Here is a 13801-nt window from a genome sequence, read left to right as displayed (position 1 = left end):
ATATACTGTCATTTTGGAGAGGACATGCGATGCAATCAGAGTCCACAAACAAATCTCAAAAGAATAATAAGCGGAGAATCCTGATTGTATGTTTTGTTGCTTTTTTCCTGCTTGGTATTTACTTTTTAATTGGAAAACCTATGATTGCTTTTGTTGGTGATGCAGATGGATTTCAAGAATATGTTAAAAGCAGAGGCATCTTTGGACTATTAGTGTTTGGATTTTTTGTTTTTTTACAGACACTCTCAAACTGCATACCAGGACTTCCGTTTTATCTTGCTGCTGGCGCTGCATTTGGAGGCATTAAGGGAGCAATCATTTGTGATATATTTGCAACTATGGCAAACACAACTGCATTCCTCTTGGGAAAGAAATTTGGAAGAGATTTTTTGCTTCTGCTTTTTCCCAAAAGTAAATTGGAACAGGTTGAAAATCTTGTTCTAAATAAAAATCCGGTATTAGTACATGTTCTGTTCATGCTTTTACCATTACCAAAAGATACGTATGCATGGCTTGGCTTTTATTCAAAAGAAAATGTGGTCCAATGGATCCTGATCACTTTTGTTGCAAGGTTTCCGCATATCTTTATCTATACATTCGGAGCTGAAAAGATGCTAGAGAACCAATACAGCTATATTGCTGCGGGCGCGATCATTGCAGTAGTCGTTTACCTGGCTGTTGCTATGCTTATTAAGAAAAAAACTGTTAATAGTGGTGAATAAATGGCACTATATGCACTTGGAGATCTCCATCTGTCTTTTCAGGCAGACAAACCAATGGATGTATTCGGAAAAGCATGGAGAAATCACGAAAAAAGAATGTGAAAAGCAGCTTTGTAAATTATTTAGTTAAACGCGTATTTCTCAGATTAAAAGCACACTATTCTATAGGTGTTGCGTTTAGTCTGAGAATTCTTTTTTTCTATATATCAAGACGTATTTCGAATATGGGTCTCTTGTGTTCATATGATGATCAACACATTATATGAAAGACAGGTGAAAAAATGTCTCATATGACATTAGATGATCGTGTTTATATTCAGGAAGGTCTTGATAATAATCTTAATCCTAATCTGATATCTAGAAAGATAGGAAAATCCCATTCAACTGTAATCAGAGAAATTGAAAAGCATCGTGTATTTAAAGGAAAACGTTATGAAGGTGCAAAAGTTTATTGAACTTACTCATGAGAAATACTATGCTGAGCTTTCAGAGTACTTTGGGGATACAATCATTGCTTTTTTTACAGACGAACCCAATATCCTTGGACGAAATGCCGTGTCAGTATAGTATGAAGGGTGACGTGATGATATGAATCAGGATTTGTTTCCGGATGGGGCAAGCTTTTCAGATTTTGTCTCTTGAATAAAACTTTTGGATGTTTCGTTAAGTAATTTTCATTCCAATCTTAAGGTTTCTGAGCATACCCTTGCCATATATTCAGGAGATTCTTTCATACCGTTTTTTATCCATGTCAGCGACACTTCCCATAAGCCGGCAGCAATACCTCTGGCAATATATTCATGATGGGAAGCGTATTCGCTGTCTGAGGCAATACATAAGGCATTATAGAACATATCCGTAAAAGAGATATTTGAATTACGGATAAGTACACACATGTCTTTATCGGAGTGCAGCCTTGAAAACACCTTTAAAAACCACTCATACGTGTTACTTTTCTGCAACAGTCCTGTCAAAGAAGCGCTGAGCTCGTCAGTTATGTTTTTTGTAATGTCTTGAATGATAGCCTCTTTTGAAGGATAATTTCTGTAGACAGAAGCTCTTGAAGCTCCTGATTTTTTTATTATCATGGTCATATTTATATCTTTGTACGGATGCTCTTTCATCAATCCGATCAGCGCATCACAGATGCATTCTTTAGTAATTCTATTGGACTCCTTATTTGACATTCTTCGTATATTTCTTTTTTCAAGCTCTGTGGACATTTTGGCCTCCATTTGTATTGTCACGACATTTTGTAAAATTGTGTATCAAATACGCACAACATATTGTTTGACATTTGTATAGATGATATAAATGTATTATCAGACAGATGTTTTGTCAATATTCATAAAAATACTGGGAGACGATATGAACACATTTACAAATATTTCACATGCAGCGCAAAGACAAGCTTTTAGTATCCTGATAGACAAATTCCTTGGCCATCTTGATAAGACTGATGACCGCACCAAAACATACTTAAAGCTCGTTGATGAAGCAGAACGCTTTTGGGGAAAGAAGGCTGCTGATCCTGAAAAACTGGAAGCTGTTAGACGTGCATTTAAGGATCCGGATAACCGCTGGGTAAACTTTATAAACAGAGTAGTGGATGAAACTGATCCGCATATAGCCAAAATGACCATGCTCAATCTGGGGTACGAGGCTTTCTTCAGGGGAACAAAGACTATACGGAAGAACAGGGAAAAATACGGCTGTAACATACCATGGCTTATACTTTTTGATCCTACTTCTGCCTGCAATATGCACTGTAAAGGATGCTGGTCAGGCACTTATGGACCAAAGAACAATTTGTCTTTTGCCGATATGGATAAGATAGTAACTCAGGGAAAAGAGCTGGGCGTGTATCTCTATATGATGACAGGTGGAGAGCCCCTTGTCAGGAAGGCAGATATACTTAAGCTTGCAGAAAAGCATAATGATGTGCAGTTCGGAATATATAGTAATTCAACTCTTGTGGATGATGATTTTTGTAAAGAGGTTGTACGGCTGGGAAATATTACATTCATGCTTTCCATAGAGGGGACACCTGAAACTAATGATGCAAGAAGAGGAATCGGTCATTATGATGCAGTGATGAATGCAATGTCTCTTTTCAAAAAATACGGGATTCTCTTTGGTACATCTATTTGCTATACAAGAAATAATATTGAAGCCGTGACAAATCCTGAATTTATAAAGTATATTGCAGAAAAAGGCGCGAGATTTGGCTTTTTCTTCCACTATATGCCGGTTGGAAATAATGCGGTACCGGAGCTGATGCCTACCGTAGAGCAGAGAAAGCTGATGATAGAACGTATCAGATGGATTCGCTCAAACGAATGTGATACAGGCTTCTTTCCGATGGATTTTCAGAATGACGGAGAAGCTGTAGGTGGATGTATTGCAGGTGGAAGGAATTATTTCCATATTAACTCAAGCGGAGATGCAGAACCTTGCGTTTTCATCCATTTTTCAAACACTAATATACATGACAATTCTATTTTGGAAATGCTAAAGAGTCCGCTTTTCATGGAATATCATAAGGGACAGCCCTTTAATAAAAATCACTTAAGACCGTGTCCGATGCTCGAAAATCCAAAACTTCTAAGGGAGATGGTGGAAAGATCAAAAGCACATGGCACAAATGAAGAATCGGAGGAGAGTGTAGAGCATTTATGTGCAAAGTGTGATGACTATGCTCTCAAGTGGGCCCCTGCTGCCGATGAGATTTGGAAATCGCAGCCACATCAAAAAAAGAAGTATGAAAATTATGCACCGGCTAATAGGATAGAAAATGATAATATTATGAGATTTGAAGAGAAGAAAACAGGCCTTGCCAAAGATTTCAAAAAACATGCATGATTAAAGATAAGCGTTTTTCCAAAATACGGCTTAATACTCTGGATTTGTCAGAAGCTATTATTCACCTGAATCAGTGAAGTTAAGGGCATAAAAAATAAGCCAGAGTGCTGAAAAACTCTGGCTTTGTGTGCATTTAGTTCGATAATTTATTTATTAAAAAGTGTGCGTTTACCCTGAAAATTTACCGTACAAAGCAGCTTAATGCTTTGTAAATATAAACAAAGAATTAATAAAAGATATCTTGAATTCAGAATTGAATGTGATACAATCATATTGTATTAAATTGTTTAAATTGATAAAGATGGAAATATAGCTGAAAGGTTTATACCTTCAGAGAAGCCGGATACCTTAGTGTGAAGCATTGAAAAACAATTGAACAAATAAACAGCAGGAGGTTTAAGATGAAGTCAGGAAATGTAATATTGGCAGTAGTAGCAATACTCTTTGGTGGATGTCTTTTCATCCACAGACGTGTGATCAAGTCCCTGATCACAGGGGAGGAGATGCCTAAAGCACCAGCATGGCATACATGGGTTCCTGAAGATAAAAGGCGCTCATAACTTTCTTAGAAAATCAACTTGCCTAACTGGTTCTTATAGTTGGATATACCATAAACTCTCGACATCTGGTCGGGAGTTTTTTAGGATGAAAGCAGTCATTGAATGGCTGCTTTTATTATGTCTGAAACTCGGAACATGATGTCTGAACATCGGACGATTTTGAAGCTGTTTCTACTATATTATATAAGAGTCTTAAGACTAACAACATATTGCTTTTGGTTTTCATCGTTTCAAAGGAGGGAAAGATGGCGGCTGAAAATGATTTTCTACTTATTTATGCGGAATCTGACAACGGCAAGAGGATCGATATCATATTTGAACACTATGATAACTTTCTTGAGCTGGCGGATATGTTTGAAGGAAGGCTCTTTGATGATATTAAGGAAGAGAAGGCTTTTAACCGGAGAGAGGCAAGAGGAGATCTTGGTATCAGGGTCCAGACCTCAGGGAAGAGTGATCCGACCTGCATGGAGGCGACAGGAAATCTGACCCTGATACAGGATATACAGGATGGGAACATTGATGATGCCATGAAGGGGGCGGATGAGGATATGAAGCACGACATCCAGATCCAGGCTCTTCAGGATATGAGGACAGATTATAAGGACCTCAATGATGCGATGGTCATCCTTCCAAGAAAGCAGAGAAATGAAGTCAAAGACCTTCTTACAGGAGAAAGAGATCTCCAGCAGATTGCGGATGACAGCAAGAACTATTACGACTCTGCCAAGTCAAGGGTTTACCGCAACCGCAGCAAGGTAAAGAAAAAGGCAATAGAATTCATAGAAGATACAAGAAGAAAACAGATGAGAAGATGGAAGGAGTTGTGCAATGCCAAAGATGAGGAAGCAATTGGAGGAAAAAGAACTGAGGGAACTGGTGATGTCGGGTCAGAAAAAATACGTAACCTACAAGGAGGCGATGCTTCTGTATTCTCTGGGGAGACACTCTATAGAAGAGCTGGCTAAAGATGCAAAAGCAAGGTATTACGTGAAGGGACGTGTTCTGATCGATACGATTAAGGTAAATGATCACATAGAAAATAATTGTGAGTATGATGAGTAATCCATAGGGATCCATACAGATACACACAAGTCCAAATAGCAGCATTTATGCGGTTTTTGGGATTTTTAAGAGGATAAATATGGATTGAAACTGAGGAATATGACGGATTATAATGAACTTATGAACCGGCTATTCCTCTTTTTATTAGATAAATGGAGGAATCAAATGCCAAGAAAAGATAATAGAGGATATGTTCTGCATAGCGGTGAGTATCAGAGAGCAGACGGCAGATACTGCTTTGCCTACACAGACCGCACAGGTAAAAGACATCAGATCTATTCAAAGACACTGGTTGGAATGAGGGAGCGCAAGAAAAAACTCCTGCGCGACTATGAGGATGGACTCGACCCTCATAAGGCAGGCACGATCGAAGTGAGCCATATGGTTGACAGTTACCTTGCTACCAAGTATGACCTTAAGGTATCTACAAGAGGAGCTTACAGGAACAGTGCCAAGTACATTGATGAGGGGATTGGAAAATGTAAGATTGTCGATATCAAGTACTCAGATATCAAGAGGTTCTACTATGGCCTGATGATTGACAAGGGACTAAAGGCAACCACAGTTGATCACGTGAACACGGTGCTCCATCCTGCTTTCCAGATGGCAGTAAGGGACGGGCTTATCAGAACCAATCCTACAGAAGGGGTAATGAACGAGATAAAGCACAGCAGGTACTGGATCAAGGAAAAGAGATTTGCCCTTTCTATTCCGGAGCAGAAGCAGTTTATGGATTTCCTTCGCTCCAGCAGCAAATATCACGGATGGCTTCCGATTTTCACAATCCTTCTGGGAACCGGGATGAGAATAGGAGAATGCCTCGGTCTTACCTGGGATGACCTTGATTTCGAGAAGCGTATCATCAGTGTCAACCATTCACTTAGCGACAGACCTGATGAGGAGGGCGACTGCAGAAAGCGTATTGAGACTACAACCAAGACTGCCGCCGGAATGAGGACAATTCCCATGGTACAGGAAGTGTTTGATGCTTTTCTTATGGAATATGAGTTCCAGAAGATCATCGGTTTCTGCGAGGAAGAAGTGGATGGCTATTCTGGATTTGTCTTTTCCACGGGTAGCAGAACCGTACAGATGGCAGGAGCAGTCAACCGCGCACTCCACAGCATCATAGATGATGCCAACAAGCTGGAGGAAAGACTAGCAAAGCAGGAGAAGAGAGAACCTATTATGATACCGCAGATATCAGCCCACAATCTCAGACATACATTCTGCACGAGGCTGTGCGAGAATGAGTCCAACTTGAAAGTCATCCAGTCGATCATGGGCCATCATGACATCTCAACGACCATGGACATCTATGCAGAATGTACCGGAGAAAAGAAGCAGGAAGTGATGGCAAATCTTGAAGGCAAGATCATCATCTGAATGACACAGGTATGTCTTTGGACATGGAAGGCGTCATTTGGATTAAAAATTTACGGAAAGGTAATGACAAATGGATCGGGAAGTATTATACTGAACTTAGTACAAAGTTCAGAGATGTAAACGAACTGAAATGTGCATCAGCAGATATTGAAAGATATCGATTATGATTCATCGGGTTCTCCATCATGGAGATTATCCATAGGTGTCCAAAGAGGGCACGTCCTGCACCAAAAAGGACAGCAGATAAGGTACACTCTACGACGCGCTATGGATAAAAGTCAGTCCCGAGACCTTTCTAAAACGAACGTGTATGACATGCTAAGACACGGTATGGAAGAATCAGTAAGGATTTTCCCGACGCTAAAATCAAGCAAATGACACACAGCTTCGCGTATTTACCACGTTTCTCCGTGGAGAACCCGCTGAATCCAAAAATGCATTGGATTTACAACGATTCCATTGGACATCATAGTATGTCAGTGGATGAGTACGTACAGATTGCCAGCATGAAACAGGGCTTCCATGGATGAATATGTAGACATAAAAAAGTCCGAAAAATGGTCCAAAAACGACTTGAACGGGATAAAGATTTTGAGAAAAGTCTTTATCCCGGGGCAAATGTCTCGAGGAATAAGCGGTTCATATCTTTTTGAATCCAAAGAAGCTTAATTCTAATCCACATTTCTCTCTATCAAAAAGAAGAAATGTGGTTTTTTTATTTCTAAAAATCTCAATTCTTTTTTCTTAAATCACATCCTGTAACACCAAAAAACGGAGGTTACAGATGAATCGTTCAAAATCCCCACCGCCAGTTGATCTGGAAAAGTATCTGGAAGGTAAGAAACATCGCTACTGCACCTACGCCCAGGGAGCGAGGCTCTATGCGATGGCTTACTGGTCATTTGTGAATATCTGCAAGGAGGCCAAGGCAAATATAAAACTACGAAAGACTGCCCTTGTAGATCTGGATGTTCTTGATGAATACATCGAGAAAAACTGCATATTGGATTTGAAAAGAGAGGACGAAGATATGGCAAGAAGAAAACTGGTTGATAACATCGAAGAGTTGGTTAAGGAAGGCAAGAAAAAGTATGTGAGGTACGCAGAAGGAGCCGAGCTCTACTCAATGGGGCTTCATACATTTGAGCAACTGGCAAAAGACGCTAAGGCTACCCGAAAGGTAAAGGGCGTGGTTCTGTGTAACACGGAAAAAATCGATGCTTTCATCGAGTCATTTCAGGAATAAGGAGGAAAAGATATGTCTAAGGTCATAGCAGTAGCAAACCAAAAAGGGGGTGTCGGAAAGACCGTTTCCGCGGTAAATCTGGGCATCGGGCTTGCAAGAGAAGGCTACAGAGTCCTGAATATCGACGCGGATCCACAGGGTTCAATGACAATCAGTCTGGGCTGTGATGAGCCGGACAGACTGGACTATACTCTGGCTACAGCCCTTGTAAATATCATCAATGATGAACCCGTGGATGTTTCACAGGGCCTCATCCATCATCCGGAAGGAGTTGACCTGATGCCGGGTAATATTGAACTTTCCAGTCTGGAAATCAGCATGACCGGTGTTATCAGCAGGGAGACAATCCTCAGAGAGTACGTGGATAAGGCAAGAGAACTGTACGATTACATCATTATTGATTGTATGCCGTCTCTTGGAATGATGACTATAAATGCACTTGCCTGTGCAGATTCAGTTATTATTCCCTGCCAGGCTGCGTATCTTCCTGTAAAGGGTCTGCAACAGCTTATTAAGACCATAGGAAGGGTAAAGCGTCAGCTCAATCCCAAACTCGAAATTGAGGGGATACTCATCACTATGGTGGATAACAGAACCAACTACGCAAAAGACATTGTGGCTCAGATTTATGATGTCTATTCATCAAGCATCAATGTTTTTGAGACAGAGATCCCCTTATCTGTGAGAGCTGCCGAGATAAGCGCTTCAGGAAGCAGCCTGTATCAATATGATCCAAAAGGAAAGGCAGCATTTGCTTACACGAGTTTCATAAAGGAGGTTATGAACAATGGCACAAAGAGTTGGTCAGAAAGTAAAGCTATCTAGTATAGATGAGCTCCTCGGTGTTCCAAACACCGAGGGGACTGTAGATCTCGATGTAATGACTATATATCCCTTTGAGAATCATCCTTTCAAGGTTGTTGATGATGAAAAGATGGATGAGCTGGTGGAAAGCATCAAGGAAAGCGGAGTTCTTACTCCAGTTCTTGTAAGACCAGATGATGAAGGCACTTACGAGATGATTTCCGGTCACAGAAGACTCCATGCAGCTAAAAGAGCTGGGCTTAGGAAGATTCCTGCAATCATCAAGGAAATGACCAATGATGATGCCACGATTGCCATGGTTAATGCGAACATGCAGAGGGAGGAGATTCTTCCTAGCGAAAGAGCATTTGCTTTTAAGATGAAAATGGATGCAATTAAGCACCAAGGGAAAGAGTTAACAGGAACTTTGTTTCTTGAAGAAACAAAGTCAAACTCAGGGGACATTGTTGGTAAGGCAAGTGGACTAAACAGAACGCAAGTGTTTAGATACATCAGACTTACAGAACTGATTCCCAAGTTGTTGAAAATGGTTGATGAAGGAAAACTTGCCGTTTTTGTAGGAGTTGAGATTTCCTATTTTAATCATACTTATCAGCAATGGCTATACGAATACATTACCGAAAACGGCATGATAAAGCAGGAGCAGTTAATTGAGCTCAGACCTTATCGTGAAGATGATTCTCTCACACAAGAGCAGATGATAGATATTCTGATTAAGAACAGGTCCACGCCTCATGTAAGAAAGAAGATCACTTTCAACGAGCGCAAACTCAACCAGTACTTTCCTGCCTACTACTCTCAGACACAGATTGAGAAGATTCTTCTGGACTTCTGTGAGGAGTGGAAGAGAAACCACGAAAGCGAGGACAACTGACTATGATGGACTATTTCTATAATACCCAGGCTGAGCAGTTTGCTTCTGTAGAGATTCCGAAAGAACTTCTGACGGGGAAGAGCTTTTCTTCCCTGTCAGCTTCGGCCAAGATGCTGTACGCAGTTCTTTTAGACCGGATGCGTGAAGCAAAAAGGCATAACTGGTATGACGAAGAAAACCGTGTTTATATCATATATCCGCTCAGAAAGCTGGAGGAAGATATTTCTTTTTCCAGGCACACTATCATCGACTGCATGAACGAGCTTGAAGAGTTTGGCCTTATCTATAAGCTTCAGGCCAAAGGCAAGCCAAGCAAGATCTACGTCAAGAATTTCAATAGAAGGCGCATGTTTCAGTTGATAGGGTAGTGCAGAAATTGCACCACCTAAATCCACCGAGCGTCGCACTAACTCACCGAAGGGAGGAAAAAGGATTGAGCGAAAGAATCGTATTTGACTATTTCAAGGGTCAAGAATCCGAGATGCTGTCCTTTTACAGAATACCAAAGCTGTTGTTCACAAACGCTTATTTTAAGGAGCTTGACGTGTCTGCCAAGGTTCTTTACGGCCTTATGCTGGATAGGATGTCGTTATCCCTCAAAAATAAGTGGTTTGATGAGCAGCAGAGGGCTTTTATCTACTTTGCACAGCAGGAAGCCTCAGAAATGCTGGGCTTTGGGGATGATAAGATCCGAGTTCTCTTCAACAAACTTGAAGAATTCGGGCTTATTGAGCGCAAAAAGCAGGGCCAGGGGAAGCCTACAATCATCTACCTCAAGAAGTTCATTTCTGAAGGTATGGTGGAAGTTCAGACTACGGAAAAATCGGGTTCTGAATCTGAAGCTGATGTTTCAGACCCCGGAAATATCGGGGTCAAGACCACGGAAATATCGGAGTCAAGACCCCGTGAAATTCGGGTTCTAGACCACGGAAAATCCGACCCTAATTATAATAATACAAGTAATACTAATTTAATTACTATTACTAATCATATCTCTTCGATGAAGACAGATCTGAATGATGAGTATAATGTCTATGCTGAGATCATCAGGGAAAATCTGGCTGTTGATACCATGCTTGAGCGTTTCCCTCAGGACGCAGAGATCATCGAGGGCATATATGACCTTGTGCTGGAAACAGTCCTTTGCCAGAAGCCGAGCATATGGATCTCAAAGAATGAGTATCCTACAAACCTTGTTAAGTCTAAGTTTCTTAAGCTCAATAACATGCATCTTGAGTATGTCATGGGCTGCATGAAAGAGAATACTACAAAGGTTCGTAACATCAAAAACTATTTGCTGGCAGCGCTGTTTAATGCACCGTCCACGATGAGCAGTTACTTTCAATCCGAGCTTAGCCATGACATGGCAAGCGGCGTCGTATAGAACCATGTTGACATATCCGCGCAACACTCATATACTCAAAGTGTAATGATGAATGCGTAACACTCATAGGAGGAAGTGATATGCCAAGGATCAATCTGTCAATCAACGAAGATCTGTACAATCAGATTCAGAAGGCTGCAGATAAACAGAAGGTAACTGTTAACAGCCTCATCCTGGAAGCGCTGGAAGAGAAATACAGCACAAAGGTGAGGTACGATTACACCACTGCGCTTAAGCTCATGATCTCAGAGTCACGGAAGATGGATCCGGAGTTTACACTCTCTGATCTTCCGACTTTCAAGGACGTTGACCAGGTTCTAATCGAGAATCATATCAATGAGTCACCTGCCTCGGTAAGAGCCAGACTTGGCAAGATGTATAACGAAGCAGTCAAGAAAGGTGTCGTCAAAGGCATAGAAAGGGCTGTTGTCATGAAGAACGGTGTGGAGCAATTGAAGTTCCTTTGCCGTGCAGCAGTGTACAGCAATAAACTAAGTAAGGCGGCTTCCAAGAAGTAGCCTGTTTCTAAATCATAGGGGGTTAAGATGGTAGGAATATTACTTGATATTGTATTGACACTTGTAATTGCCATTGTTGCCGTTGTATTCTTTGGAGTATTCAGGGCAATGCCTTTTTTCACAGGGCTTATAGCCTCGTTTGTGTTACAGTTCCAGTATCCGGCACTGAAAGACATAATACCCGGCGAGACAAGAGCAAGCACAATTGCATTGATAGCCATAGTTGAACTCATTATTCTTGTGCTGACAGTAAATGAACAGACCGGAGGACCAATGGTAAAGTTCTCCTGTGCTATGTTTGTTGGACTGATAATGGCACTTGTGCATAACAGCTATGAATGCGCAACCTGGCAGAAAGCTCTTTTTGTCACTATTATTTATCTGATCATCATGGGTATAATCGTAGCATCAAACCTGGATTCGTTCGGGATTGAATGTGATGGAGATAGAAATCTTTTGGCCAGTATAATTGTTTCAATCATGTATGCTGTGTCATTGGGATTCACATTACTCGTCATTCTCAGCACAATCTGGGGCAAATATGTGAAAATGCACTTCTCCGAAGGTTTTTATACATCCTACGATAAGGTGGGAATGGTGGTCGTGATTGCTGCAATGGTTGTGACTGCTATAGTAAGTGTGGTAAGAGATAGATTAGAACTGGCATGAATAGGAGGGGCTATATGGATAGGAGACCTACACATCCAGGCAAGAGAATAATACCATACGCTTGTACAGTTCTGTTAGTAGCGCTGATGACACTATTTGCAGAAACTTTAAATGAGAAGGAGATTATATTTCCTGAGATAACAGCATTAGCAGTTGGATATATGGTGGCAAAAAATAGAAGCTGGAAGGTTAATGGAAAGCGTATGCTTTCACTGATAACAGGCTGTGCGATAATAGGAGTGTGCATTGTAAGATTTGTTCCGTTTGATACGTATATCGAAGTGATTTTGGCATTCACAATCGCTCAGGTAATCTTTATGTTTTCAGGAACCACGTTTGCACCATTTGTCTCAGCAATAGTGCTCCCGGTGATGATGCATACTACAAGTATAGTGTATCCTATAGCTGCATTTGTACTGACATTACTTGTAATATTGTTTCATAAACTTTTTCTATTTCAGGGAATCCGAGCAGATGAGGAATATGTTCCTGTGATGCTGAATTCCAGGGACGATATGGTAGATACTTCCATTAGAATCCTTTGTGTGACAGTAATAGCCGGTGTTGCATTCAGAACGGGTTATAGATTTGTTGTGGCACCTCCGTTACTTGTGGCATTTACTGAGTTTTCCAGGCCAAGGAACAAAACAAGAAATATGCCAGTCAAAACGGTGGCAGTGATAACTGTGTGTGCCATAATTGGTGTGATTTCAAGATATTTCTTTGCTATTTGGATAGGGCTTCCTATTACGATTTCAGCAATTGTTGCTACAAGTGGTATGCTTATTGTTATTCATTTTACTAAGATGTATATGCCACCGGTTGGCGCTATTACCATGCTGAGCATGATAATATCTGAAAGCGTACTAATCACATATCCGATTCAGATTTTTGTAGGAAGTAGCTTGATTCTTTTTCTGTCCCGGATGATTTTCATGAGACGGCAGGATAACAAGCTTTATGAAAAAGAACATGAACTTCATGCAGAATGAGTTATAGGTTGTATTTCCTCACATATTGCACGGATCTCTTCACTGAAAACAGTATCTTTGGGCCAGATGAAGGTAAAATCATGTTTTACCCTAAAGTCGTCAAGGGGGATTGTTTTCAGATATCCGGACTGCAGTCCTGATGCAACCGCTGCTTTATATAAAAAGGTGATGCCACAATCTTTTTCAATAAGGCTTATTATGGCATGCATGTTCTCCACCTGGGTAAAATTCCTAAAATCACTTGTGGAGTAATTGTTCAGGGCAAGAGCTCTTTCCAATATATTGCGCGTTCCTGAACCGGGTTCTCTTATAAGAATTCGCTCGGGAAAGAGATCTTTTATCACGCGTGGCTTCTGATTGAAAGAGTGCTTTGCCGAACAGACAGGAACGAACTCTTCTTTGCTAAAAAGCAGCGTTTCATAATCATTTTCAGGGAAATATCCTTCTACAAGTGCAAAATCTATAACACCGTCGGAGAGTTTTTTAAGAAGCTCCGATGTGTTGCCAAATGTAATCATAAGATTAGTATCCGGGTGATTTTTTATGTAATCACTGATCGGATCAGCAATTATGTATTCTCCTATGGTCATGGTGACACCAAAAGAGATGTCTTTTAAGCCATGGTTATTCTTTGAAAGTATTTCTTTGAGACTTTCATCATCATTTTTTATCTGATTCATTTTTTTATACAGGAGTTT

General features: G+C 40.7%; 18 protein-coding genes and 1 pseudogene. 17 read left to right on the top strand and 2 right to left on the bottom strand.

Annotated features, from left to right (window positions below):
* Positions 1-29: 29 nt before the first annotated feature.
* The 4 genes and pseudogenes from G632_RS0114380 (at position 30) to G632_RS22435 (ending at position 1289) form a co-directional block, all read left to right on the top strand.
* Positions 30-722: a TVP38/TMEM64 family protein gene (locus G632_RS0114380; protein WP_022770073.1), complete on the top strand. Its 693-nt coding sequence runs from the start codon at positions 30-32 to the stop codon at positions 720-722.
* Positions 723-821, top strand: a pseudogene (locus tag G632_RS22610) (metallophosphoesterase); the annotation flags it as partial.
* Positions 822-1003: 182 nt separating this feature from the next.
* The gene (locus G632_RS22695; RefSeq protein WP_081647180.1) at positions 1004-1177 is read left to right on the top strand and encodes a helix-turn-helix domain-containing protein; all 174 of its coding nucleotides are present in this window, start codon (positions 1004-1006) and stop codon (positions 1175-1177) included.
* Positions 1155-1289, top strand: a complete 135-nt coding sequence (locus G632_RS22435) for a hypothetical protein (protein ID WP_022770070.1) — start codon at positions 1155-1157, stop codon at positions 1287-1289. Before G632_RS22695 ends, G632_RS22435 begins: the two co-directional genes overlap by 23 nt.
* A 107-nt stretch (positions 1290-1396) precedes the next feature.
* Here the strand turns inward: G632_RS22435 and G632_RS0114365 are convergent, their stop codons facing one another.
* Positions 1397-1945, bottom strand: a complete 549-nt coding sequence (locus G632_RS0114365; protein ID WP_022770068.1) for a TetR/AcrR family transcriptional regulator — start codon at positions 1943-1945, stop codon at positions 1397-1399.
* A gap of 145 nt (positions 1946-2090) precedes the next feature.
* Between G632_RS0114365 and G632_RS0114360 the strand changes: the two genes are divergently transcribed.
* The 13 genes from G632_RS0114360 (at position 2091) to G632_RS0114300 (ending at position 13103) form a co-directional block, all read left to right on the top strand.
* Positions 2091-3584 (top strand): radical SAM protein, encoded by a 1494-nt coding sequence (locus G632_RS0114360; RefSeq protein ID WP_022770067.1) that lies wholly within the window; start codon positions 2091-2093, stop codon positions 3582-3584.
* Between the two features lie 401 nt (positions 3585-3985).
* The gene (locus G632_RS22035; protein WP_022770065.1) at positions 3986-4144 is read left to right on the top strand and encodes a hypothetical protein; all 159 of its coding nucleotides are present in this window, start codon (positions 3986-3988) and stop codon (positions 4142-4144) included.
* Positions 4145-4389: 245 nt separating this feature from the next.
* On the top strand, positions 4390-5112 hold the full coding sequence (locus tag G632_RS22030) for a hypothetical protein (protein WP_022770064.1): 723 nt from the start codon (positions 4390-4392) through the stop codon (positions 5110-5112).
* Entirely contained in the window at positions 5027-5209 is a 183-nt protein-coding gene (locus G632_RS22605) for a DUF6462 family protein (RefSeq protein WP_334290988.1), read from the top strand. The genes G632_RS22030 and G632_RS22605 overlap by 86 nt, the downstream gene beginning before the upstream one ends.
* Before the next feature lie 165 nt (positions 5210-5374).
* Positions 5375-6595 (top strand): site-specific integrase, encoded by a 1221-nt coding sequence (locus G632_RS0114345; protein ID WP_022770063.1) that lies wholly within the window; start codon positions 5375-5377, stop codon positions 6593-6595.
* A 784-nt stretch (positions 6596-7379) separates the two neighbouring features.
* Positions 7380-7841, top strand: coding sequence for a DUF6462 family protein (locus G632_RS22690; protein ID WP_330361286.1), 462 nt, complete (start codon positions 7380-7382; stop codon positions 7839-7841).
* Positions 7842-7853: 12 nt separating this feature from the next.
* Positions 7854-8666, top strand: a complete 813-nt coding sequence (locus G632_RS0114330) for a ParA family protein (RefSeq protein WP_022770061.1) — start codon at positions 7854-7856, stop codon at positions 8664-8666.
* On the top strand, positions 8629-9540 hold the full coding sequence (locus G632_RS0114325) for a ParB/RepB/Spo0J family partition protein (RefSeq protein WP_022770060.1): 912 nt from the start codon (positions 8629-8631) through the stop codon (positions 9538-9540). The genes G632_RS0114330 and G632_RS0114325 overlap by 38 nt, the downstream gene beginning before the upstream one ends.
* A gap of 2 nt (positions 9541-9542) precedes the next feature.
* On the top strand, positions 9543-9908 hold the full coding sequence (locus tag G632_RS0114320) for a replication initiator protein A (protein WP_022770059.1): 366 nt from the start codon (positions 9543-9545) through the stop codon (positions 9906-9908).
* A 65-nt stretch (positions 9909-9973) separates the two neighbouring features.
* Complete coding sequence (locus G632_RS0114315; protein WP_022770057.1) at positions 9974-10924, top strand: DUF6017 domain-containing protein; 951 nt, start codon at positions 9974-9976, stop codon at positions 10922-10924.
* Positions 10925-11004: 80 nt separating this feature from the next.
* Positions 11005-11442, top strand: a complete 438-nt coding sequence (locus G632_RS0114310) for a hypothetical protein (RefSeq protein WP_022770056.1) — start codon at positions 11005-11007, stop codon at positions 11440-11442.
* Between the two features lie 27 nt (positions 11443-11469).
* Positions 11470-12111, top strand: coding sequence for a hypothetical protein (locus G632_RS0114305; RefSeq protein WP_022770055.1), 642 nt, complete (start codon positions 11470-11472; stop codon positions 12109-12111).
* Positions 12112-12125: 14 nt separating this feature from the next.
* Positions 12126-13103 carry a hypothetical protein gene (locus G632_RS0114300; RefSeq protein ID WP_022770053.1) on the top strand — a complete coding sequence of 326 codons (978 nt, stop codon included), beginning with the start codon at positions 12126-12128 and terminating at the stop codon, positions 13101-13103.
* Here the strand turns inward: G632_RS0114300 and G632_RS0114295 are convergent.
* The coding region (locus G632_RS0114295; protein WP_022770052.1) for a LysR substrate-binding domain-containing protein at positions 13091-13801 on the bottom strand (711 nt) is incomplete at its 5' end. The genes G632_RS0114300 and G632_RS0114295 overlap by 13 nt on opposite strands.

It is taken from the genome of Butyrivibrio sp. NC2007, from assembly GCF_000421405.1.
Taxonomy (GTDB): Bacteria; Bacillota; Clostridia; order Lachnospirales; family Lachnospiraceae; genus Butyrivibrio.
This window is presented reverse-complemented; position numbering and strand designations above follow the sequence as displayed.

Bases quoted from the DNA above. Each gene is read 5' to 3' on its own strand.
- G632_RS0114380 (WP_022770073.1), top strand. From the start codon at position 30: ATGCAATCAGAGTCCACAAACAAATCTCAAAAGAATAATAAGCGGAGA.
- G632_RS22695 (WP_081647180.1), top strand. From the start codon at position 1,004: ATGTCTCATATGACATTAGATGATCGTGTTTATATTCAGGAAGGTCTT.
- G632_RS22435 (WP_022770070.1), top strand. From the start codon at position 1,155: ATGAAGGTGCAAAAGTTTATTGAACTTACTCATGAGAAATACTATGCT.
- G632_RS0114365 (WP_022770068.1), bottom strand. From the start codon at position 1,945: ATGTCCACAGAGCTTGAAAAAAGAAATATACGAAGAATGTCAAATAAG.
- G632_RS0114360 (WP_022770067.1), top strand. From the start codon at position 2,091: ATGAACACATTTACAAATATTTCACATGCAGCGCAAAGACAAGCTTTT.
- G632_RS22035 (WP_022770065.1), top strand. From the start codon at position 3,986: ATGAAGTCAGGAAATGTAATATTGGCAGTAGTAGCAATACTCTTTGGT.
- G632_RS22030 (WP_022770064.1), top strand. From the start codon at position 4,390: ATGGCGGCTGAAAATGATTTTCTACTTATTTATGCGGAATCTGACAAC.
- G632_RS22605 (WP_334290988.1), top strand. From the start codon at position 5,027: ATGTCGGGTCAGAAAAAATACGTAACCTACAAGGAGGCGATGCTTCTG.
- G632_RS0114345 (WP_022770063.1), top strand. From the start codon at position 5,375: ATGCCAAGAAAAGATAATAGAGGATATGTTCTGCATAGCGGTGAGTAT.
- G632_RS22690 (WP_330361286.1), top strand. From the start codon at position 7,380: ATGAATCGTTCAAAATCCCCACCGCCAGTTGATCTGGAAAAGTATCTG.
- G632_RS0114330 (WP_022770061.1), top strand. From the start codon at position 7,854: ATGTCTAAGGTCATAGCAGTAGCAAACCAAAAAGGGGGTGTCGGAAAG.
- G632_RS0114325 (WP_022770060.1), top strand. From the start codon at position 8,629: ATGGCACAAAGAGTTGGTCAGAAAGTAAAGCTATCTAGTATAGATGAG.
- G632_RS0114320 (WP_022770059.1), top strand. From the start codon at position 9,543: ATGATGGACTATTTCTATAATACCCAGGCTGAGCAGTTTGCTTCTGTA.
- G632_RS0114310 (WP_022770056.1), top strand. From the start codon at position 11,005: ATGCCAAGGATCAATCTGTCAATCAACGAAGATCTGTACAATCAGATT.
- G632_RS0114305 (WP_022770055.1), top strand. From the start codon at position 11,470: ATGGTAGGAATATTACTTGATATTGTATTGACACTTGTAATTGCCATT.
- G632_RS0114300 (WP_022770053.1), top strand. From the start codon at position 12,126: ATGGATAGGAGACCTACACATCCAGGCAAGAGAATAATACCATACGCT.